Here is a 22,972-nt window from a genome sequence, read left to right as displayed (position 1 = left end):
TTTCCCCTCTTCCTTATATGAACAAGCCGACAATTATATCAATTACTTTAATTCCAATGAACGGTACAATAACCCCGCCAAGTCCATAAATAAGTAGGTTTCGGCTAAGTAGTGCATTCGAACTCATCGGTTTATATGCGATACCTTTCATCGCCAATGGAATGAGTAATGGAATAATAACTGCATTAAATATTAATGCTGATAAAATCGCTGACAGTGGTGATGTTAGTTTCATAATGTTTAATGCTTCCATTTGCGGAATTGCAAGTGTAAACATTGCTGGAATGATTGCAAAATATTTTGCAATATCGTTCGCAATACTAAACGTCGTTAACGCACCGCGCGTCATTAACAATTGCTTACCAATCCCTACAACCTCAATAATTTTTGTCGGGTTCGAATCTAAATCAATCATATTCGCTGCTTCTTTCGCAGCTGTCGTACCACTATTCATTGCTAATCCAACGTCAGCCTGCGCTAATGCCGGCGCATCATTTGTACCATCACCTGTCATCGCTACAAGTTTCCCTTTATCTTGCTCTGCTTTAATAACCGCAATTTTATCTTCTGGCTTACACTCAGCAACAAATTCATCTACTCCTGCTTCTTTTGCAATCGTTGCTGCTGTTAACGGGTTATCACCTGTACACATAACCGTTTTAATCCCCATTTGGCGCAATTGTTCAAAACGCTCACGCATACCTGGCTTTACTGTATCCTTTAAATAAATTAAACCGTAAATACGATTACCCACTGCAACTACAAGTGGTGTCCCACCCTCTTTGGAAATGGAATCTGCTTTTTGATTTACATCTTTCGGAATCGTTCCACCTTGTGACCTAACCCATTCAATTACGCTACCTACAGCACCTTTTCTCACTTTCGTTCCGTCCTGTAAATCAACACCACTCATTCTCGTTTCTGCTTTAAACGGAACAAACTCACCTTGTTCTGCAATTTCTCGATTATATGATATAGATTTCATTTTTACATATTCTATAACTGATCGACCTTCTGGTGTTTCATCTAAGACTGAACTAATCGCAGCCCATTTCCCTACTTGCTCAATCGTCTCATTTCCTACAGGAAGCAATGTATGTGCCATTCGGTTCCCGAAAGTAATCGTACCTGTTTTATCTAAAATGATTGTATTAATATCACCCGCAGCTTCTACTGCTTTACCCGACATCGCTAACACATTGAACTTTGTCACGCGGTCCATCCCGGCAATACCAATTGCTGATAATAAACCACCAATTGTCGTTGGAATTAAACAAACTAACAACGCTACAAGTACAGCTGTATCAATTTGAAACCCTAAATAGTTTGTAAAAATCGGCAACGTCACAACAACGATTAAGAAAATAAGCGTTAAACTCGTTAATACTGTATTTAAAGCAATCTCATTCGGCGTTTTTTGACGAGCAGCTCCTTCTACTAACGAAATCATTTTATCAATAAATGATTCACCAGGATTACTCGTAATGACAATTGTAATCTCATCACTTACGACCATCGTCCCGCCTGTTACGGAACAAAAATCGCCGCCCGCTTCTTTTATTACAGGAGCTGATTCCCCTGTAATCGCAGATTCATCAACAGACGCTAATCCTTTAATTACTTCCCCATCACTCGGAATCATTTCTCCTTGTTTTACAATAACAACGTCATCTTTTCTCAGATCAGTTGCTGAAACTTGAACAATGTCTCCATTTTCTTTTACAACATTTGCAAACACATCTTTCTTCGACTGTTTTAAAGAATCGGCTTGCGCTTTCCCCCGTCCTTCCGCTAACGCTTCTGCAAAGTTAGCAAATAAAACTGTAAATAATAGAATGAGAGAAACTGTTATATTAAACCATCCTGGTACACTACTAGAATGACTTGGAAGAAACGATAAAATGAACGTAATGATAAATCCAATTTCTACAACGAACATAATCGGATTCTTTATCATGACTTTCAGATTCAATTTCGCAAAGGATTGTTTTATCGCATGTGTCACGATATCACGATCCATCGTTTTCGCTTGTCTAACTTCATCTTCTACAGCATGTATTTGTGACTGATTTACTTGTTTTTCTTTTACTACTACCGGTCTCATCATTTACCCTCCATTACTTCAATGTAAGAAATTCTGCAATTGGGCCAAGTACTAACATCGGGAAAAATGTTAACGCACCGACAATTACAATCGTTCCTATGAAGATACCTCCAAATAAACTATTATCTGTACGAAACGTTCCGACTGTTTCTGGCACTACCGTCTTCTCTTTCAACGAAGCTGCAACAGCTAACATCGTAATTAAACTGAAATAGCGCCCTAAAAACATAACTAAGCCAGTTGTAATATTCCAAAATGGTGTATTATCCGCTAACCCTTCAAATCCAGATCCGTTATTCGCAGCTGACGATGTGTATTCATATACCACTTGCGTTAAACCGTGGAAACTAGAATGAGAAATGGCATCCGTTCCTAAACTTGTTGAAAGAGCTAATGCTGAAAATCCTAAAATAAGCAGTGGATGAAATAGTATCGTTACCGCAATTAATTTCATTTCCTTGCCTTCAATTTTCTTACCTAAAAACTCGGGTGTCCGTCCAACCATCAATCCAGATATAAAGACTGCGATAATCGCATACATAATAATGTTCACAAAACCTGCCCCAACGCCCCCATACACTGTATTTAACATCATATTTACGAGTGGTACTAACCCGCCAATTGGTGTTAACGTATCATGCATCGTATTAACGGCTCCTGTTTCAGCAGCTGTCGTCACTGTTGCGTATAGGGAAGAAAATACTGTTCCAAATCGTACTTCTTTTCCTTCTGTACTCCCTTGTACATGTTCGATGCCCATTCCATTTAACGCTGGATTCCCATGTAATTCAGATGTAGTAATCGTTATAAACCCTAGTAAAAACACCATGAATAGTGATACGAAAAGGATACGACCTTGTTTTTTATTTCCTACCATTCGTCCGTACGTAAATGGAAGTGCTGTTGGCAATAACATCATAAGCATCATTTGTAAAATATTACTCATTTGCCCTGGATTTTCGAAAGGATGTGTAGAGTTTGCTCCGAAAAATCCACCGCCGTTATTTCCGAGTTCCTTAATGGACACGAATGATGCAACAGGCCCACGTAATATACTTTGCTTTGCTCCATCGATTGTTTGTGCTGTAACGGCCCCGTCTAACGTTTGTGGTACACCAAGTGTGACAAAGACTAGTGCCGCAATAAATGCGATAGGAAGAAATACTCTCGTTAGTGCTCTCGTAAAATCAAAGAAAAAGTTACCGAGTTCCTTCCCAGCAAGCCCTCTTATAAACGCCATTACAAGTGCTAAAGTCGTTGCTGGTGCTGCAAACATTAAAAATGTAATTCCGATTAATTGTGATAAATAAGATAAACCATTTTCACCGCTATAATGCTGTAAGTTTGTATCAGCCATAAAACTAATCGCTGTATTAAAAGCAAGCGTAGGCTCCATCCCTTCAATGTGTGCTGGATTTAATGGCAATACTCCTTGTAGTCTGAAAATGAAATATACGACAACAATCATAAATCCATTTAATAAAACTAATGACAATGCGTACTGTTTCCACGTTTGATTGTATTCTTTTACACCCGTAATTTTAAAAATAAGTTTTTCAAAAGGCCCGAATACTTTATCTAACTTTTTACTACCTTGAAAGGCTTTCTCTAAATAAATCCCCATTGGCTTTGCCACAACAATAAACAATAGCATTGTAATAACGACTGCAACCCAAATCATAATGAATGATTCCCCCTAATTAAAACTTTTCCGGATTTAATAATGCATACACTAAGTACACCGTAATTGCTGCAACAATAACCGATAAGGCAATCATCATGATTGCTTCCCTTCTTTCACAACTTTATCTGACCAACTTGTAAGACTTACCATTGATGCAACTAACACAACAAAAATCCCGATCATTACAACATCTAACATAGCTATCCCTCATTTCTAATTGTTAAAATTTACCATTAAAATATTAAAAAAGAACACTGAGCTCTACTCAGTGTTCAAAAAATGAACAACAAAAAGTAAACCTCCTCTCTAAACGCTTACGAGGTTAGCTGTCGGATTCGGGCCTAAAGAGTAGCCCTACTTTCAAAACTGAAAGATTCACCCCAAGTGACGATGCACAAAATTGGTTCCCCCGCTCCATTTCTGGAACTCAGCGATTTTAGGTTTTTTTGGAAATTTTATGAATGATTTATGAGAGTAAATATACTCCTCTATATTTAACTTGTAAAGAGCCAAATTACTGAAAATAAGAGAATATCCATCTATTTAAACGCTTACATTGAGTGTTATTAATATGATTTCATCTGTTTTCTCGTCTTTTCTTTCTTTTTCACAGAAATGATCTTTTAAATACGAAATAAAAAGAGCGAATGACATGAAGTGCATAGCTTGTTGCACTCAGCATTCGCTCTTTTTTTCACTATTTATTCTCCACGCAAAAACGCGCGCAAATTTCTCCCGCGAATATAAACTTGTGACAATTCTGCATATAGCTGCTCATATTCGATAACATCTGTTTTTAAATATAAAGCTTCTTTCGATGGCAATATGATATAGGGCCTTGGAAAAATAGGATCAAGCACCACCAATTCTTGAACTCGCTCTACTGATACCGCCCAACGATTCGCTATATCTCCTAGTAACAACACCTTCATCTTTTTTCCCCCGCCCTATTCAAAAAATAAAAAAGAAATATTATTACAATTCGTAAACACGACAAATGTAGCCCCAATTGTTTCATAGAGCCTCGCTGGATATCGTTTATTCCTTGTAACAACAGTAATAGGTGCTTGAAAAGAAAAGCGCATGTGTTCTGTGAAGAAACTAATGATTGGAAGCTCATCCCCTAGTAAAATCACCTTCTTAATACACTCACAAATACTAGTAAAATCTTGCGCCTTACTACAGCTATAAGTCCAATCAAACCCACAATTCCTAACTTCAGCAGCTATCTCTTCATTTGCTGTAAAAATAATTAACTCATGTTGAAACGCTACTAAATCTCTTAAACTATTTACCTTGCTTTCTTCCCCAACACAAATAAGTGTTAATTCCATGTACCTCATCCTCCTTAGCATAAAAGAACTCAAACATAGATTGATATTCCCCTATACTAATCAGATCGATGAAGTGATGTATCCATCATGGCACCGTCCTCTCTCAAGACGCTTACGAAGTTAGCTGTCGGATTCGGGCTTTGAGAGTAGCCCTACTTTCAAAATTGAAAGATTCACCCCGAGTGACACTGCACAAATTGGTTCCTCCGCTCCATTTCTGGAATTCAGCGATTTTAGGATTTTTTGAAAATTTTCAAGAATGATTTATGAGAGTAAATATACGCCTCTATATTTCACTTGTAAAGAGGTAAATTACCTAGAATAAGAAAACATCTCATTATTTAAACGCTTATAATATGTATTTTTAATACCCTTTCATCTGTTTTCTTATCATTTCTTTTTTCACAGAAATGATATTTTACATACAAAAAAGCAAATGTATATAAGCACCTATCTTAGGTGTACTTAACATTTACTCTCTCTTTCTTTCAAAATTTATCCCGCGAATGCAACTTACAAAAATTCTGCACGTAAGGTAATATCCGCCTCTAAATATATCGTATTTTATTATAACGATATAATATATAACTTCAAGAATATTATATACTCACAATCTAAACTACACTTGCAAAAAAACTCAAAAATATTCTTCCTTTAATTTTTTTGCAAGTGTAGCAAGAGAATTACAATAGGTAAACAAACTGATTTTATTTATTTTCTTAATCCTACGATAGCCGTTAGCCTATAATGTAACTTATCATCCAATTCATTAACCCATGTTTTTTATTTAACAATCTTCATCTCATTCAAAGGCCAATAAACAACATTTGCTTTTCCAATAATATTATTTGCCGGTATAAAACCAATATCGCGACTATCTTTACTACCACGGCGATTGTCTCCTAATACAAAATAATGCCCCTCTGGAACTATAGGACTAAGAGTTGATGGCAATGTTTTTATATTAAAGTCATCAGTAAGTAACTCCTCCCTTTCCAAATCTTTCTTTTGACTTTCCAAATAAGCCTCACTATATTTTTTACCATTTATATATAGCTGGTCATTTTTATATTCAATATAATCCCCTGGAAGGCCTATAATACGCTTTATATAATTCGTTCCATCTTTATGCTTGAATACAGAAATATCAAATCGTTCTAGACCATTTAATTTGTATCCAATTTTATTCGCTACCATTCTATCTCCGTCCTGAAGAGTTGACATCATTGAGCTTCCCTCAACTACTACAGGAGTAAACATAAAGTGGCGTAGCAAGAGAATCAATATAACTATTATTAAGGGTAGAATCCAACTTCCTTGTATTCTTTTTTTAGATTCATATGGCTCATTTTTCCTCATTATCTACCATCCCTTCCACCTTTGAAAAACCTATAAAAAATTTTCAATTCAATATTTTTTAGTAAACCTTTCCATCTACTATATTTATTATTCCATCACACTGTTTCGCAACCCTATCATCATGGGTTACAATTAAAATAGTTTTTTTCTGTTCTTGATGTATACTTTTAAAAATATCTAAAACTTGCTGACCTGTTCTTTGATCCAATGCTCCAGTTGGTTCATCAGCTAGAATAATATCTGGATTGTTAATCAATGCTCGGGCAATTGCCACACGTTGCCGTTGTCCACCTGATAAATTATATGCATATTCAGATGCCTTTTCCTTCATACCAAGCCTTTCAAGTATTGATAGCACTCTTTCTTTTTTATTAGTTTTGTCCTTACTATATAGAATTGGAATTTCAACATTTTTCATAACAGTGTAGTCCTCAATAAGTGCAAAATCTTGTACAACAAAACCAAAGTGCTCATTTCGTATAGTAGCTAATTTCCTTCGATTTAAAGATTGCAATTCTTGATTATACAACTTATAAGTACCCATACTCGGGATATCTAAGCAACCAAGTATATTCAACAATGTAGATTTCCCTGAACCTGATGGACCCATAATCGCTAACATACTACTTTTTTCTATTTTCAAGTCAATATTTTGAAGAACTTTCACTTCATTGGCCTTCGATTTATTATAAACTTTTGAAATATTATTCAGCTCAATCATTTATTCTTTTCTCCTTAATATGTCACTTATCTGTAAACTAAAAAGTTTAATAAAGCTAGGAATACATGTTATTAAACAAAGAAATAAAATCGCTCCTGAAACCCCTAATACTATGAAAGGTTGATTGGATACTAGCACAGAAATAATAGAAGCAAGGATCCAAACAATAAATATTTGTAAAAAAATCCTTAATGCAATATCCGATCTGTTTCCACCACAAAAAATATGAATACTAAATTCTCTTAAATTTTTTCTAACAAATTCTAATGTATTAATAATAACTAATGAAAAGGCAAAAATAATTACCCATATTGATATAAACAAAAATACACCTACAGATTTTTTGGTAGACATCTCCATATACTTTGAGACGCCACCTACATTATTGAAGTTATAATTATATAGTCGTGATTTTTCTGTAATATTTCTAAGTTCTGTTATATCATTTTTATTCTTTGTTATAATTGTTGCATTTTCAAGATAGGTTTCATATGCATAATTTCCATTCACATACATATCATCAAATTTTGTAACATCCATTGGTATTAATACCGTGTCATCCAGCTCTATAACACCTTTGCCGGATGATATATCAACGAAACTTTGTCCTTCTTGTAAAAAACCAACCACCTTATACTTTAAATTATCTATATTAACAAACTCATCATTGATATTCATAAACTTTTGATAAGAATGCCCCAGTACAACTGGTATACTCTCGTTACTTGTATACTCCCAATCGGAATCAAAAAATTCTCCCTTTGATAAAGCTAAATCAAAAACATCTATAAAACTATGTGAAATAGCTAAACTTTTATAGGCTTGAACCTTAGTTTGTCCTTGCTCTATTTCAACGGAAAGAGAATTTTGTGGAATACCCTTTATTTCTATATAATCTTCAATATCAGAAAAAATTGTATACTTCTCATTTTCATTGACATATGTATATAAATCTTTCATAATACTTTCTTCATATTCGCCACCTACATACTTTTCTTTTTCTGCAAGTGATACATAATAAACATTAGAAATATTAAATGTCTTAGATAAATAGTTAAACGCATCTTGCTTTTTATACATTAAAGAGAAACATTCCGTAATTAACAATGTGATAATCATAATCTGAGTAAAAAACAAAATAAAATAAAGCTTTTTCCTCCAAATATCTTCAAGAGCATATTTTAATTGAGTTGACATCTTCCTACCTCATTATCTTGATTAATTGTTTCCTTTGATTGATAAACAACATCGGGAACGTGTAAAATATATCCATAAGAAAGAATAGTATGATACCTACAACGATTGATTCCAAACGAAATACAGTATTATACGGTAATAGGTTTAAAACATCAGTAATCAGAAATGTTATCGAGCTTCCAATTATGATCCCTATTACTCGAATAACTAGCATATTAGTATAAACTCTTAATAATAAACTTGTTTCTCCCGCACCTGATAATCGCCTAACAAACATCTCACGCTTATATTTTTCTACCCATGAAAGCACGATAGTAAATCCTGATACAAATAGCATCGCACTAGTTCCAAGAAATATAAAAAGCGCATATTTTTGGTTTAATAGATTATTTATCCATGTTTGCTTAACCTTTTCATAAGAAATTGTAATTGTATTATCTGTTTCTTGTATAGTAGTTAATAAATCCTGTATAAGGGACTCACTATTTCCTCCTGCATCCAAGAAATACTCTCCCTTTATTGATTCTTTTGGGGTTGCTTCTAACGACGACTCAAGATTCGCTACTACATTAGTAAAAGTATCAATATAGCCAATTACTTCATACTCCCTACCATCAAAGTAAAAGTACTTTTTACCATTTTTAACAACTTGATCATCTTTGTTCCAAACATTAATATAAGCTTTTCCCTTCTCCACGCTATACATAAAAGTATTTTCATTTGAAAAGCTTAATCGACTAGCTTCTTGCGGTATATTCTTATAAAATGTAAAATTGCCACGTTGTTTATTTAACCATGATAGTAAGTCTTGGTTTGTAAAATTTGTTTCTACTTCATTTTGGTTAATAGAAATCCGATACGTATTTTTATTAATATTATTTGACATCTGTTCTTCTACAGATAAAATCATCGAAATTCCGCCAGCAATAGTCCCAAATACAATGAATGTAAAAAAAAGAGGTAACCATGATTTTTTCATTATTTTAGACATTATACTCATTATCCTTCACGTCTTTATCATGTTTAATAATAAAGTTATTCTTTATAAATGAAACTATTTCTAACAGTAATGTACATACTGTTAGAAATAGTTTTGTAAAAGACTAAACTAGTATCTCCAACTATAGTTTGTATAAGCCGTGTTGAATGGATTATTGACTTTTGATAATTTCTTTGTCCATCCTCCTCTCTTGGCATAATTGTTAGCTGACTCATTAAAACTGCCTTCTTTTAAAGTTACTTTAACACCCGTCACTACTTTATTTTTGTTTGTACCATAAGCACCAGTACCTTTGTGACCAACTTCGTTAAACCCTTGAATGTAAACAGTGGCACCAGAACCCATAGAAATATGCTGTAGTCCCATTGCTTGTGCTGAAACAGCACCAGTACCTATAATCCCTAACGCCGCCGCACCAACAATAAATGTCTTCATTTTTTTCATTTTCATGATAAACCCCCATTCAATAATTTTATCATTACGTTTTATTAGTATTACATATAGATTAATAGTTATAAATTATACTTCACCAATAATCCCAGAGAAAATACTAGTCAAATATAATCATTTGTTCTAAATAATCTAAATTGATAATAAAATCCGCAACAACTTAATAATAAATTAACATATTTTAAAAGTAAAGGAATAAATTACATTTTTTACTATTATTTTAAATAGCATCCTTTTTTACCTATATTAGTGTTTTTTAGATTATCGAACAAGGCAGGCAGTTGATATGAAATATATAAAATAGTTTCCGAGGGGGAACTGTGGAGTAATTATCAGATAGTAATATGAAGGAGTACGTACAAATTATTAGTGTTTATAAAAGACTTTTCAATTTTATAAATGTAGCAGTGAAAATATTCGTCTCATCTATTTGCTTCGTTCAAGAATAATCTATGTTCTATGAATTCAGCCTTGCTTAAAACAATATATTCTTTCACTATTTTTTTATTAAAATGTTATATTTTACTGCTATTTCTATTTTCTCCTCGAAAAAAACAAGCCCTCCATCCTCTTAGAAAATATAAGGGATAGAGGATTTAATTGTCTTCAAAATTCATTTCTTTATGCTTTTGTTATACTCAACTTATATGCAAAATGATTCGTCGGCCCATGACCACTTCCAATATTCAAAGGCTCTTCAATTGCTATACTAATAAATCGTTTAGCTTCTTGAACTGCCTGTTCAATCGAGTATCCTTTCGCAAGTCCTGCTGTAACCGCTGAAGCAAATGTACACCCGCTTCCGTGCGTTTGCTTTGAAGGAATTCGTTCACTTCTAAATTCGATAAACGTTTTCCCATCAAAGAGTAAATCAATTACTTCATTACCTTGATACTCTGCATGGCCGCCCTTCATAAGCACGTATTTCGCACCTAATTCATGCAGTACTTTCGCAGCTTCCTTACTATCTTCAACATTATGAATTTCCATCCCAGTTAACACTTCTGCTTCAGGAACATTCGGCGTTACAACTGTTGCTACTGGTAATAAATATTCCTTTAATGCTTGTACTGCTTCTTGTTGTAATAATGATGTACCACCCTTAGCAATCATAACAGGATCTAGTACAATATTATTCCACCCAAATTTATTAATATATTCTGCTACAATTTGAATAATTTCACTGCTAAATAACATTCCTAGTTTCACAGCATCTGGTGTTAAATCCGTACCAATTGAATTCAGCTGTTCCGTAATACCTTCTAACGGAACTGGATATACCCCTTGAACGCCAAGCGTATTTTGAGCAGTAATTGCCGTAATAGCCGTCATCCCATACACACCAAGCTCTTGGAAGGTTTTTAAATCTGCTTGAATGCCGGCACCGCCTCCACTATCAGATCCTGCAATTGTTAAAGCTTTATTTACTTTCATCCCACTCATCCTTTTCTATCCAAAATAGCGATGATAAATTGTTTTTGCTTCACTTATATCTTTCGTTCCATGTACGAGTACACGTCCATCTTTGAAAGCAACTAATCTCTTTTCTTCAACTGAAAATGATAATAAATATGGATTTACATTTAAATCATTTACGCGATCTTTCAGCAGCTCTTTATATCGTTCAAAATCCATTTCTTCTTTATGAGGTGGTCTAATTTGAACTGTATTTCTCCCGCATAAAACTGCTGTTTTCGATGTGTTTTCTTTATTTAAATACGGGTATATCGCATTCTCTCCGCACGAAGGACAATTATGCTTACGAAGCTTTTGCACATTCATACATGAATATTCATTCTTCCACACATCAAACGACACAAGTCCATCTCGAAGTGATTCATAATCTTCCACTAACAATTTAAGAGCTTCCGTTACTTGATGAGAAACGACGAGAGATACAGCAGGTGATATAATGCCCGCTGTATCACATGTCGCCCCGCCAAGCGGAATCGATTGTAATAAACAAGATAAACATGGCGTTTTACTAGGAAGAATTGTGTAAGAAAGGCCGTAACTCCCTACACATGCTCCGTAAATCCATGGAATAGAATGTTTTTGCGCTATATCATTCACAATAAAACGTGTTTCGAAATTATCAGTTGCATCAATCATTACATCTACGTTTGTAACAAGCTCTTCTAATTCCTCAGCTGTTACATCTTGAACGAGAGCCTCTACTCTTACTTCACGATTGATCTCTGCTAGACGTTTTTTTGCCGCTACAGCCTTCGGAAGATTATTTTCTACATCACTCTCTGCGTACAATTGTTGCCTTTGTAAATTACTCCAATCGACATAATCTCGGTCAACAATCGTTACTGTGCCAACACCTGCTCTTACAAACATCTCTGCATTTGCACTACCTAATGCACCTGCACCGATAATGAGTACATGCTTTTCTCTTATCTTTCGTTGCCCCTCTTCTCCAATTGGAGAAAATAATTCTTGGCGAGAATATCGATTATTCAACTACGCTCATTCCTTCTAAAGGACTGCTTGCTGTTGCACAACGTTTACGTGCAATACGCCCCGCTTCAAATCCTAATCGTCCTGCTTCAATACTTAATTTCATTGCTTGTGCCATTTTTATTGGATCTTTTGCTCCCGATACAGCCGTATTTAATAACACACCATCCGCTCCTAATTCCATCGTAAATGCCGCATCAGCCGGGCTACCAATACCAGCGTCAACGACAACTGGCACTGTCGCTTGTTCAATAATGAAACTTAAATTTAATGGATTTACAATACCAAGCCCTGAACCGATTGGTGATGCTCCTGGCATAATTGCATGCACACCTAGTTCTTGTAATTTACGTGCTAATACAACATCATCAGATGTATACGGAAGAACGATAAATCCTTCTTCTAGTAACATTTCAGATGCCTTTAACGTTTCTACTGGATCAGGTAATAACGTTCTATCATCACCAATAACTTCTACTTTGATCATATCGCAAAGCCCCGAAGCTTTTGCTAATTTTGCAATACGAACAGCTTCTTCAGCATTTTTTGCTCCAGCTGTATTCGGTAATAACTTATATTTTTTCACATCAAGTTTCTCTAATAAATTAGGCTGCTTTGCATCAAATATATCCATACGACGTACTGCGAACGTTAAAACCTCAGCCTCAGATACATCAATTGCCTTTTGCTGTACATCAAAATCAGGGAATTTCCCTGTTCCTAATAAAAGTCTAGAATGAAATGAAAATGGTCCAATGTTTAACATAATCAACCGCCTCCTACGAAAGTTACAATCTCAATTTGGTCTCCATCAAAAACAGATGTATCTGTATGATCATCTTTTTGTAAAATATCTTTATTACGCTCTACTACTACAATTCTGTTATCTAACTCTAAATGTGTAAGTAGCTCAGCCACTGTTTTTACACTCTCTGGCACTTCCATTTGATTACCATTAATTTTTAAATTCAAACTTCCATCCCCTTTCTAAACCGGTTTAGAAAGCAATGAATCTAGCAAGTGATTCTCCTGCTTTCCTTCTATTAAATCAGCCATATACTGACCAGAAACCGGGCTTAATAAAATGCCATTTCGATAATGTCCAGTACAAGCATATAAACCTTTTATTTCTTCATGCTCTCCCATATAAGGAGCTTCGTGATTTGATTGTGGCCTTAATCCTGCCCATGTGCTTTCCCACTCTGCTTCTTTTAAAGCTGGCAATATTGTATAAGCACGCTCTAATATAGAAGTAATACTTTCTGGTTGCACTGTTTTATTAAACGTATGAGGCTTCATCGTTGCTCCAATTACGTAACGTCCACCACGCTTTGGGGCAATGTAAAATCTTTCTTGGAAAATAGGCGCCTTTAAAAGTGGTTTTCTACTTCTTACCGCTACTACTTCTCCTTTAACTGGATATGTACCCCATTCGCGGTGAAAATAACCTAGTAACTTCGTGCTCCATGAACCACCCGCAATCACAACCTTCTCGCACGCGATAATACCTTCGCTTGTAACAATCCCAGTCACTTTATTATTTTCAATACGAATATCAAACACTTCTGTCTGTTCATATATATCAGCACCCGAGAATGATGCGGAATGTGCGAATGCTTTCGTAAGCTCTGGTGCAATAACATGACCGTCTTTTGGATAATATACAGCACCTATAATTGACTCAGATAGAAACGGCTCTTTCTCTCGTAAAAGGTCGCCTGTTAGAAAATAAGAATCTTCACCTGTTTTCTGCTGCCAATCCATAATGTGAAGAATTCTTTCCTTCTCATCTTCATTTTGGGCAATGCGATAAATGCCTTTCTCTTCATACCCAATATCGATGCCTGTTTTTTCACGTAAAACTTCTGCAAGTTGTGGAAATATAGCACGGCTTTCTCTAGCAAGTTCAAATAGTGGGTCATACGCATCCCATTCTGCCTGAACCCCAAGTAAACCAGCGGCTGCTTTCGAGGCTTCAGATGCAATTCTTTGCTTCTCTACAATCGCTACTTTATGTCCTCTTTCTGCTAGAAAATGTGCAACTGAACTACCAATTACACCTCCGCCAATAATCGCTACATCATACTTCTTACACATGTTTTTCCGCCCACTTTCTTATTGATTCCTTATAAGATTTTGCTTTGCTATATGGATTACTACTACTTATAATCCCAGACATAACAGCAATACCACTGACACCGTTAGTAAGAACATCCCCTGTGTTTTCCGTGGTGATTCCTCCAATTGCTGTAATCGGTATGGATAAACACTTTGCAATGTCTAAAACTTCTTCAAGCCCTCTCGCTGGCACACCTTTTTTACAATCTGTCGGAAATACATGACCATAGACGAGTGAATCCGCTCCATTCTTAAATGCATCGATTGCCTCTTCTAAGGAATGCACAGAATAACCGACATGCAAATAAGAAAACTTTTCTTTCACTGACCTTACATCTGCGCTTCGATATCCTAGCTGCACGCGCGGAATGTTTAATAAAATAGCAATATCAATTCGATCATTTATCACTATTTTCGATGCCGGAAAACCTTTCTTCAAAAGACTTTCCACACCTTCATACAATTCCTTCGTACTTTTCTCACGTTCACGAATATGCAAATAATCAATCTCACTTTCAATTTGCATCGCTACATTCACTAACTCTTCGAATGACATGTGACCATTTGAGATTACATGAAGCTCATTTTTCATATTCATTCGCCTACTTTAAAATGTTTTCGAATAATTCCTCAGCCGGAATGATTTCTTTCGTCATTCCTTTATCTTTCAGCCATTTATTTTGTTTCTCCCATGACTCTTTTGAATCCGATAAGAATGGCTCATCTTTCGTTTCCATCTTCTCTAATAAAATTTTCATACTTTCTTTTTCAACTTCTGGTACAAGCGGGAAGTTTTCTTTTTCTTGATGATTTAATAAAATATTTAATGCTTCATCCGGATTTTTCTTCATGAAATCATAGCCTTTTTTCGTACCACGTAAGAAGGCTTGCAACGCTTCTTTATCTTTTTTCAACGTTTTATCACCTGTTACAAATACAAGCTCATGATAATTCGGTACACCGTAATCGGCTGGATTAAAGTATGCTGGTTCATGACCTTCATGACGCATAACAGGTACTTCATGGTTAATGTATGCCCCTGTTACCGCATCCACTTTCTTCGTAATTAATGCTGGTACTAAATCAAAGCCAACATCGACTACTTTCACTGTATCTGGATTACCACCAGCTTCTTTTACCATCGTTTTTAAATACATCTCACTTAAAGGTGTTCCAGAATATCCAACTGTTTTCCCCTCTAAATCTTTTGGCGATTGAATGCCTGCTGATTTCAGCGATACAACATGATTTAATGGTGAACGTACGACAGCTCCAATTGATTTCACTGGAATTTGTTCATTTGCTTTTGCAATGACAACATCTGGCTGATAATATAAGCCAACCGTTACTTTTCCTGCAGCTGCTAAAGTTAATGGATCAGTCGGATTAGAAGGGAATTTTATACTCACCTTTACTCCTTCTTCTTTAAAATAGCCTTTTTCAATTGCTGCATAAATAAAGCTATGTACCGCATTTGGGTACCAATCAAGCATGACCGTTATTTCTTTTTCCTTTTTACCCTTATCTGACGCTGAATTACTAGAACATCCAGTAATCATTGCAACTAATAATGTAAACACAAAGATGCGTTTTAAAAATTTCATGAATACTTCCTCCAACTAATAAATTTCTTTTCTAATACTGATATAAGTATGACGAAGAAAATAGCTAATAATGATAACAATACAATGGGTGCAAATACACCTGCTCCGTCTAACTGCGTCATCATTCTTTTACTGAAATATCCAAGCCCAGCTTGTGCACCGAGCCATTCACCGATTGCTGCCCCAATTACACTAAGCGGAACTGCAATTTTTAAAGCTGAGAAAAAATAAGGAAGAGCAGACGGCAATTTTAATTTAAGAAAAACATCTTTTTTCGTTGCCCCATACGTAACTAATAGCTCCTCCCATTCTTTTTTCGTACTGCGTAGTCCATCATACGTATTGACCGCAATTGGGAAAAACGTAATTAAAACCGTAACAACAACCTTACTCCAGATCGTATATCCAAACCATAAAACAAAGAGCGGAGCAAGCGCTGTAATCGGAATCGTTTGTGAGGCAACTAATAGTGGATAAAATGCTCTCTCCATCCAATTACTCGCATTCATTAACATCGCTAGCCCTACCCCAAGTACGATAGAAATAGCCACCCCTATTAAAACGACGGATAAGGTTGCCGGCAAATGAACCGTAAATAATATATCTTTTAGTTTCCAGATCTTCATCACAATTGCAGACGGTGACGGTAAAATGTACATTTCGTCTACGATTCTTGCGCCTACTTCCCAAAAGGCAAGTAAAATACTAGTAAGTGTAAGGACAGGTAATAGCTCCTTCAACCGGTTCATCATACGAGTACCTGCCTTTGTAACATACTAAGAAGCTCATCTTTAAGCGCTAACACTTCAGGCTTATATAAATCTTTTCTTGTTCGATTATGATCAAGTGGTACGACCCTCTCGGTTAAAGTAGTTATCGGTTGCTGCTCTACTACTAAAATTCGATTAGAAAGAAACAACGCTTCTTCCACATCATGAGTGATAAATAAAATTGTTTTTTCCCACTCTTTCCATTGTTCAAATAGCCATTCTTGCAAAGATGCCTTCGTTAAAGCGTCCAACGCGCTAAACGGTTCATCTAACAACAATATCTCCCCGCCTGTTAATAAAGTTCGAATAAAAGATACGCGTTGTCTCATACCACCAGATAAATCTTTCGGATATTTTGTCTCATACCCTTGTAAGCCAAATTTATGTAACAGTTCCTTTACCTTTATTTGTGCTTCTTTCTTCTGTACACCTTGGCACTCTAGCGGTAGGGCAGCATTCTCAATAATCGTTCTCCATGGCAGGAGCATATCTTTTTGAGGCATATATCCTACAGGATGGCTCTTTATTTCTGTCAGCTCTATCTGTCCCGTACTTGCTTCTTCTAAACCTGTAATAAGGCGAAATAGAGTACTTTTGCCGCATCCACTCGGTCCGATAATACTTACAAACTCTTTATCTTGTATAGAAGCATTTAATTCATTGATGATTGGTTTCTCATCATAATGAAAAGAAACATTATGAAACTGTAGTATGTTCTTGCTCCTCAAATCCCCACATCTCCTTACGATAGGACATATCCCAGAATAAATATTCAAATCGACTGGAATATAGGAATATCTCCTCTAATCGATCTAGCTCTTTGTCAGACTTTCCAACTGCCATTTCATTTAATAAATCGATTAACCAAATACAAAGGCTACCGTATTCTTCCGAACTATATCCTTGAATCCACTCACCAAAGAACTCATGATCTCTTGCTCCAGGAATATCGTTTAAACGCTTTCCAATTTCCCAGTAGCTCCACATACATGGAAGAAGTGCTGCTATTAATTCCGCAAGTGTGCCATTTTGAGATACAGACATCATGTAATTTGTATAGGCTAAATTTTTAGCAGATGGTTTTGCAGATTCTATCTCCTCTATAGAAATACCAAGTCTTTTTGCATATTGTTTATGGATTGTCATTTCTCCATTTAATATGCCATCAATTTGTTCAGCAAATTTCCCCATTACTTGTGGATTCGTTGCTTTTACAACACCAATCGCATATAGCTTTGCATAATCTAACAAATATAAATAATCTTGAATAATATAATACTGAAACTTATCTTTTTCTAACGTGCCATCTCCCATACCTACTACAAACGGGTGATTATGACTCATCTCCCAAACTGGTTGTACAGTTTCTAATAATCTATCGCAAAATTTCATTTCTCTATCCCCTTTCAATTTATATATCTAAATAAAAAACCACTTCTAAATAAGAAGTGGTTACAGCAAATAAAATTATAATTTATTCGTTGCTCCACTTCCCTTCGCTAGTATTACCTAGATCAGGTCTGTAAGGGTTAAGGATTATTCCTCTCTCAGCACAACAAGCACCCCTAGTGGTTTCAATATGAAATTTTCAAACAAAAAAGCCCCATTTCTATACGCAAAGAAACGGGGACTCATTATTAGTGTCCGTATTGCTTCCCTACGCTAGCATAATCTAGATCAGGTAATGAAAAGGATCAAAGGCTTACGGCCTACTCTCAGCTGGCAACACCAGCTCTCCTAGCAAACTATGAAATTAACACTGTCAGTATAACACCGTAATAAGACATCATCAAATATTTTAATTTTCTCAATTGTCAATAAAATAACAAAACTATATAATACTTATATTCTATGTTAGAAATTATTATCCTAATTAATTGGATAAAAAGGAATCATTATCCTCAAAAAATTTATTTTTATATTGATTTCATATTACATTTATGTGAATACACCCACTATATTATATCTTTATACTATAATAAAATTACAACTATACAACTAGAGGAGGTCTCTATTATATGAATATGAAAGCTACTGCTTTAACAGCAACTACTGTCGCAATTGCCTCTTTACTTCCTTCTATGGGAGAAACAAATGTACAAACAGCCAAGGCTGAACAATTATCTAATGTGAAAACTGGATATGTCAAAGTCGATCAAGTAGCCTTACATACAAAAGATAACGCAAATAGCTCATCAATTGATACAATTCGCTTTAATACGAAAGTAAACATACTTGAAACAACTAATGGCTGGTATAAAGTATCTGTTAATAATAAAGTAGGTTACGTACAAAAAGATGCTATTCTACTAAAAAACAAACTTCAATCTAATAATCAATACATCGTTAATGCCAATGCATTAAACGTTCGTTCTGAACCTAATTTAGAATCTTCAATTTTAGATGTATTACCAAATGGAAAATTCGTTACCATTCAAGAAGAACAAGGCGAGTGGTATAAAATTTTACATAATGGCAAAACAGGTTACGTACAAAAAGCATTCGTATCTAATGGTTCACAGCCTTTAGTAAAAGGCATCACAGTTCAAAATAATACGAAATACACAGTTGCAACACCTAAACTTAATGTACGTGGCAACGCTAGTACAAGTAGTGCACTACTTGGTTCATTACAAAATGGTACACAAATACAAGTAGTGGAAACTGTAGGAACTTGGTATAAAATTCGTTTTGGCACAGGATACGGATACGTAGCAAAACATTATGTGATGCAAAATCAATCACAAGCTCAAACGGCTCAACCTACTTCCATTCCAGCAGTTTTCAAATTCCCTACTCAAGGAAGAATTAGCTCAACCTTTGATATACGCTGGGAACAAATGCATTATGGTATAGATATTGCAGCTCAAGGTAATGTCTCTATCCAGGCGGCGGCTGCAGGTAAAGTTGTAAAATCATATTATTCAGCTAGCTATGGCAATGTTGTGTTCATCGCCCATCAAATAAACGGGAAATTATATACGACAGTCTATGCTCACATGAAAGATCGCACTGTACAAGCTGGTGATCAAGTACAAGCTGGACAATTAGTAGGTCATATGGGCAACACAGGTCATTCATACGGGCAACATCTTCATTTTGAGTTACACAATGGAGAATGGAATTTTGAAAAAACAAATGCAGTAAACCCACTGCCATATTTAGTTAGGTAAATTGTATGCAACGCAATATCAATATACCTCTCTTAATTGAATACTTAGCCTTTTTAGCTTTAATCTGTTGTTTAATCATTTACAATACAAACACTGTATTTTTATCTATTATCATTGCTTTTGTGGCTTTAGAAATTATGATGGAATCCTTTCAAGTACAACTAAAACAAAAAATTGCCCATATATATAATGCCATCTTTCTATTAAGTGCCCTAATAACAAATATTATTAGTAATGGTTTTTATTTATCTACCGTGTTTCCTGTATTCTTTATGGCTGTTTTATTATTCATAGCTAGATACATTCATGTCCCTAATACCAAAAAACACGAACAAGAAGCTTAGAAAGAGGAGACACTGTGTACCGATCTTTCAAAGATAATCCGATAAAATATATATTGAATTTATACACAAAAATAAATACTTTTTTTGGTATACAAGGAAGTAATACGGCACAATTTCTCCTTTATGGAATGTTATTTCTCGTCTTAATTGCGTTCTCCTTGCTTTACTAATAAAAAAAGGATCTCACATAAACTTGAGATCCTTTTTAATTTATATAGAAAATGCTCTTTATCCGCAAGCATATTTTTCATAAATAAAGCTAAGATTATATTTTTTCTCTAAGCTCATTCTTTGTTCATCATCACACCAATAGAACAGAATATCATGAATTGTTGCATAACGCTTATTTTTAAGAAATAGTTTAAAGAATGATGGTAAACAATCATGTAATTGTATAAATATATAATTGCGTAATATTTCTTCTTTATATTCAATGCCCTTACAAATATACAATAATTCTTCACAATAATACGCATGTTGTGGAACTTGAATCATTTCGAAAAATGGCACATATGATAATAACTTCCCGATAAAATGATCATATCGATCCATTATTCCTATCGTCATATGCTCCATCATTTCTTTCATTACATATAAATAATCATCTACATGAGTAGTTTTCAATGGGTCTAATCGATCTGAAATTTGAGAAAGTACAGCTCTTTGACAAGCTAACACCGCTTGACTAGGTCCATAATATGATAGGAAGTCTGTACACTTACGATATTTTCGTAATAAGTCATGTGTATATAAGTCATATACAAAAGTATTACAATACATTGCTAGACTCATCATATCACTATTTAATTGCTCTTTTGATAGAGATTTAGCTCTCTTACACATATAAAAGAATGTAAATTCTAATACTTCTTTATGGGATAATAAATGTTTACAATCCGTTATACATTTCTCATTAAATTTAACCCTATCCCAAATTTCTACATCCCCATCAGTCAATTCACCAATACGATATTTAATAATTAAATAGTTTAAAGCAACCGCTTGTGTCAAAAGATCCCACGTTTCATATTCCAATGAAGTGTGAACAAACTCAGCTAGTCCTTGAGTTATCATAAACGTATTTGCTTCTTCATACCAACCAATCTCTTGGCATAAGCGAAGAATACGTACTAGAGTTGGAATTTCATCTTTATGAAACTGCGGCAAATTCTTTACTTTATCCATTCCATATACGATAAATGCCGCTAAATTTTCTTCTTTATAAAATTCTTTTTCTTTCCACACTAATATAGTTCGTTCTTTCCCTTCGCCTTTTGGATGACAAGGTACAAGCAAAGAAAATAATTCAGCGAAATTATTTGGTTCTATATATGTATCTGTAACCAAATTCCAATTTGGATCGCGCTGTACAGCCCTCATATAATTCCCCTTCCCTTTTATCTACATAGGAAATATTAATCCATTATTACATCATTAACGATGAATATTGTTATATTCGAAATCTTTCATAATACTTATATCTATCAGTATATCATTTTTTCTCTTATTAAAAATTAAGAATGACAAATTTAAAAAAAACTGTCGAAATTACTAACCATATATTTATTATATAATGTCTCAGATACATCATGCTAACATATTAGCTTAACCCTATATACTAGAATAATGTATCTGATTTTTATACGTAACTTATTCCACTAATTAAAGTCTCACTTCATTCCGTATGCTCTGATATTTCACTTAAAGCAAATCCCGCTTGATCATCTGCCGATTCTTTTATAGCTAAATCTCCTAGTGCTAACATCCCAACGAGTTGACCACTCTCAACTACTGGCAATCGTCTAATTTGATACTGTGCCATTAACTCTGTAGCCTTTTCAATAGGTTCATCTGGAGAAACTGAAACAATGTTTGTTGTCATTACATTTGTAATTTTATTAGATCCAGGATGTTTCTCAGCAATCCCTCGAACAACTAAATCTCGATCCGTAACAAGACCAACAACTTGCTCATTTTCAACAACCGGAATCAATCCAATCGATTCTTCTTTCATCTTTACAGCAGCTTCATATACATTGTCTAGCGGTGTACAATGTACAACATCAGTACTCATAAAGTCTCTCACTCGTGTCATTTTTGTCTCCTCCTTTTTATACATACCATAGCTTTTCCTAAATCCCTTTATTTATTTCAGGAAAATCAGTTGATAAAGGAGGATTCCACAAAATAAAAAAGAGTCAGCAATATGCTGACTCTTTTTTTTATGACCCGTACGGGATTCGAACCCGTGTTACCGCCGTGAAAGGGCGGTGTCTTAACCACTTGACCAACGGGCCATGGCTCCGCAGGTAGGACTCGAACCTACGACCGATCGGTTAACAGCCGATAGCTCTACCACTGAGCTACTGCGGAATAATATATGGTGGGCCTAAATGGACTCGAACCATCGACCTCACGCTTATCAGGCGTGCGCTCTAACCAGCTGAGCTATAGGCCCATACAAATTGCAGGATTTATTTATATCGAACCCACACTGGAGGTTTTGGAGACCTCAGTTCTACCTTTAAACTATGCCCCTAAAGGATGCCGACTAGAGGACTTGAACCCCCAACCTACTGATTACAAGTCAGTTGCTCTACCAATTGAGCTAAGTCGGCATAAAAAAATGGTGGCTCGGGACGGAATCG

At 35.1% G+C, this 22,972-nt stretch carries 25 protein-coding genes, 5 tRNA genes and 4 riboswitches; of the genes, 2 read left to right on the top strand and 28 right to left on the bottom strand.

Annotated features, from left to right (window positions below; genetic code table 11):
- Positions 1–13: 13 nt before the first annotated feature.
- The 21 genes from kdpB to tenA all read right to left on the bottom strand — a co-directional run bounded on the left by kdpB (position 14) and on the right by tenA (position 18,199).
- The gene (gene kdpB / locus DN389_RS07405; RefSeq protein ID WP_142343668.1) at positions 14–2,104 is read right to left on the bottom strand and encodes a potassium-transporting ATPase subunit KdpB; all 2,091 of its coding nucleotides are present in this window, start codon (positions 2,102–2,104) and stop codon (positions 14–16) included.
- A gap of 13 nt (positions 2,105–2,117) precedes the next feature.
- Positions 2,118–3,785 (bottom strand): potassium-transporting ATPase subunit KdpA, encoded by a 1,668-nt coding sequence (kdpA, locus tag DN389_RS07400; RefSeq protein WP_098190501.1) that lies wholly within the window; start codon positions 3,783–3,785, stop codon positions 2,118–2,120.
- A gap of 19 nt (positions 3,786–3,804) precedes the next feature.
- Positions 3,805–3,885, bottom strand: coding sequence for a K(+)-transporting ATPase subunit F (gene kdpF / locus DN389_RS07395; protein WP_000972378.1), 81 nt, complete (start codon positions 3,883–3,885; stop codon positions 3,805–3,807).
- Positions 3,882–3,986 carry a hypothetical protein gene (locus DN389_RS07390; protein ID WP_088121324.1) on the bottom strand — a complete coding sequence of 35 codons (105 nt, stop codon included), beginning with the start codon at positions 3,984–3,986 and terminating at the stop codon, positions 3,882–3,884. Before DN389_RS07390 ends, kdpF begins: the two co-directional genes overlap by 4 nt.
- A gap of 99 nt (positions 3,987–4,085) precedes the next feature.
- A riboswitch (cyclic di-AMP (ydaO/yuaA leader) is annotated at positions 4,086–4,231 on the bottom strand.
- Positions 4,232–4,489: 258 nt separating this feature from the next.
- Positions 4,490–4,720 (bottom strand): hypothetical protein, encoded by a 231-nt coding sequence (locus tag DN389_RS07385; protein ID WP_097857501.1) that lies wholly within the window; start codon positions 4,718–4,720, stop codon positions 4,490–4,492.
- 15 nt (positions 4,721–4,735) lie between these two features.
- On the bottom strand, positions 4,736–5,122 hold the full coding sequence (locus tag DN389_RS07380; RefSeq protein WP_142306186.1) for a hypothetical protein: 387 nt from the start codon (positions 5,120–5,122) through the stop codon (positions 4,736–4,738).
- A gap of 93 nt (positions 5,123–5,215) precedes the next feature.
- Positions 5,216–5,362, bottom strand: a riboswitch (cyclic di-AMP (ydaO/yuaA leader).
- 543 nt (positions 5,363–5,905) lie between these two features.
- Positions 5,906–6,481 (bottom strand): signal peptidase I, encoded by a 576-nt coding sequence (gene lepB / locus DN389_RS07375; RefSeq protein ID WP_001230619.1) that lies wholly within the window; start codon positions 6,479–6,481, stop codon positions 5,906–5,908.
- Positions 6,482–6,539: 58 nt separating this feature from the next.
- The gene (locus tag DN389_RS07370) at positions 6,540–7,202 is read right to left on the bottom strand and encodes an ABC transporter ATP-binding protein (protein ID WP_000571593.1); all 663 of its coding nucleotides are present in this window, start codon (positions 7,200–7,202) and stop codon (positions 6,540–6,542) included.
- Positions 7,203–8,399, bottom strand: coding sequence for an ABC transporter permease (locus tag DN389_RS07365; protein ID WP_088121322.1), 1,197 nt, complete (start codon positions 8,397–8,399; stop codon positions 7,203–7,205).
- Positions 8,400–8,403: 4 nt separating this feature from the next.
- Complete coding sequence (locus DN389_RS07360; RefSeq protein ID WP_088121321.1) at positions 8,404–9,390, bottom strand: ABC transporter permease; 987 nt, start codon at positions 9,388–9,390, stop codon at positions 8,404–8,406.
- A gap of 117 nt (positions 9,391–9,507) precedes the next feature.
- Positions 9,508–9,849 carry a hypothetical protein gene (locus tag DN389_RS07355; protein WP_088121320.1) on the bottom strand — a complete coding sequence of 114 codons (342 nt, stop codon included), beginning with the start codon at positions 9,847–9,849 and terminating at the stop codon, positions 9,508–9,510.
- A gap of 621 nt (positions 9,850–10,470) precedes the next feature.
- Positions 10,471–11,292 (bottom strand): bifunctional hydroxymethylpyrimidine kinase/phosphomethylpyrimidine kinase, encoded by an 822-nt coding sequence (gene thiD, locus DN389_RS07350; RefSeq protein ID WP_142954018.1) that lies wholly within the window; start codon positions 11,290–11,292, stop codon positions 10,471–10,473.
- 6 nt (positions 11,293–11,298) lie between these two features.
- The gene (thiF, locus tag DN389_RS07345) at positions 11,299–12,318 is read right to left on the bottom strand and encodes a thiazole biosynthesis adenylyltransferase ThiF (RefSeq protein WP_046960253.1); all 1,020 of its coding nucleotides are present in this window, start codon (positions 12,316–12,318) and stop codon (positions 11,299–11,301) included.
- Entirely contained in the window at positions 12,311–13,081 is a 771-nt protein-coding gene (gene thiG, locus DN389_RS07340) for a thiazole synthase (RefSeq protein ID WP_149236977.1), read from the bottom strand. Before thiG ends, thiF begins: the two co-directional genes overlap by 8 nt.
- A 2-nt stretch (positions 13,082–13,083) precedes the next feature.
- Complete coding sequence (gene thiS, locus DN389_RS07335) at positions 13,084–13,287, bottom strand: sulfur carrier protein ThiS (protein ID WP_001049512.1); 204 nt, start codon at positions 13,285–13,287, stop codon at positions 13,084–13,086.
- Positions 13,288–13,302: 15 nt separating this feature from the next.
- Positions 13,303–14,412 carry a glycine oxidase ThiO gene (gene thiO / locus DN389_RS07330; protein ID WP_046960252.1) on the bottom strand — a complete coding sequence of 370 codons (1,110 nt, stop codon included), beginning with the start codon at positions 14,410–14,412 and terminating at the stop codon, positions 13,303–13,305.
- Positions 14,405–15,025, bottom strand: a complete 621-nt coding sequence (gene tenI / locus DN389_RS07325) for a thiazole tautomerase TenI (protein ID WP_060487564.1) — start codon at positions 15,023–15,025, stop codon at positions 14,405–14,407. Before tenI ends, thiO begins: the two co-directional genes overlap by 8 nt.
- 10 nt (positions 15,026–15,035) lie before the next feature.
- The gene (locus DN389_RS07320) at positions 15,036–16,037 is read right to left on the bottom strand and encodes an ABC transporter substrate-binding protein (protein ID WP_098190495.1); all 1,002 of its coding nucleotides are present in this window, start codon (positions 16,035–16,037) and stop codon (positions 15,036–15,038) included.
- Positions 16,034–16,786 (bottom strand): ABC transporter permease, encoded by a 753-nt coding sequence (locus tag DN389_RS07315; RefSeq protein WP_098190555.1) that lies wholly within the window; start codon positions 16,784–16,786, stop codon positions 16,034–16,036. Before DN389_RS07315 ends, DN389_RS07320 begins: the two co-directional genes overlap by 4 nt.
- Positions 16,786–17,535, bottom strand: a complete 750-nt coding sequence (locus DN389_RS07310; RefSeq protein ID WP_098802953.1) for an ABC transporter ATP-binding protein — start codon at positions 17,533–17,535, stop codon at positions 16,786–16,788. Before DN389_RS07310 ends, DN389_RS07315 begins: the two co-directional genes overlap by 1 nt.
- On the bottom strand, positions 17,504–18,199 hold the full coding sequence (gene tenA, locus DN389_RS07305; protein WP_000666832.1) for a thiaminase II: 696 nt from the start codon (positions 18,197–18,199) through the stop codon (positions 17,504–17,506). Before tenA ends, DN389_RS07310 begins: the two co-directional genes overlap by 32 nt.
- 82 nt (positions 18,200–18,281) lie before the next feature.
- Positions 18,282–18,384, bottom strand: a riboswitch (TPP riboswitch).
- 60 nt (positions 18,385–18,444) lie between these two features.
- Positions 18,445–18,556: riboswitch (TPP riboswitch) on the bottom strand.
- Between the two features lie 269 nt (positions 18,557–18,825).
- On the opposite strand from tenA, the gene DN389_RS07300 reads away from it, so the two are divergent.
- A complete protein-coding gene (locus tag DN389_RS07300; RefSeq protein ID WP_060487562.1) occupies positions 18,826–19,980 on the top strand; it encodes an SH3 domain-containing protein in 1,155 nt (384 codons plus the stop codon).
- 5 nt (positions 19,981–19,985) lie between these two features.
- Positions 19,986–20,324 (top strand): hypothetical protein, encoded by a 339-nt coding sequence (locus tag DN389_RS07295; protein WP_060487561.1) that lies wholly within the window; start codon positions 19,986–19,988, stop codon positions 20,322–20,324.
- Between the two features lie 228 nt (positions 20,325–20,552).
- On the opposite strand, the gene DN389_RS07290 is transcribed toward DN389_RS07295, so the two are convergent.
- The 7 genes from DN389_RS07290 to DN389_RS07260 form a co-directional block, all read right to left on the bottom strand.
- Complete coding sequence (locus tag DN389_RS07290; RefSeq protein ID WP_149236976.1) at positions 20,553–21,704, bottom strand: DUF3965 domain-containing protein; 1,152 nt, start codon at positions 21,702–21,704, stop codon at positions 20,553–20,555.
- A 295-nt stretch (positions 21,705–21,999) separates the two neighbouring features.
- Positions 22,000–22,419 (bottom strand): CBS domain-containing protein, encoded by a 420-nt coding sequence (locus DN389_RS07285; RefSeq protein WP_087985846.1) that lies wholly within the window; start codon positions 22,417–22,419, stop codon positions 22,000–22,002.
- A 130-nt stretch (positions 22,420–22,549) separates the two neighbouring features.
- Positions 22,550–22,621 (bottom strand) — tRNA-Glu (locus DN389_RS07280).
- A 1-nt stretch (position 22,622) separates the two neighbouring features.
- Positions 22,623–22,697: transfer RNA gene (locus tag DN389_RS07275), tRNA-Asn, on the bottom strand.
- Positions 22,698–22,705: 8 nt separating this feature from the next.
- Positions 22,706–22,782, bottom strand: a tRNA-Ile gene (locus DN389_RS07270).
- Position 22,783: 1 nt separating this feature from the next.
- A tRNA-Trp gene (locus DN389_RS07265) sits at positions 22,784–22,859 on the bottom strand.
- 10 nt (positions 22,860–22,869) lie between these two features.
- Positions 22,870–22,942, bottom strand: a tRNA-Thr gene (locus DN389_RS07260).
- Positions 22,943–22,972: the final 30 nt, after the last annotated feature.

Source organism: Bacillus sp. AY3-1, from assembly GCF_008368785.1.
GTDB classification, from domain to species: Bacteria; Bacillota; Bacilli; order Bacillales; family Bacillaceae_G; genus Bacillus_A; species Bacillus_A wiedmannii.
Note: the sequence above shows the minus strand (reverse complement) of the source record. Positions and strands in the feature narration are given on the sequence as shown.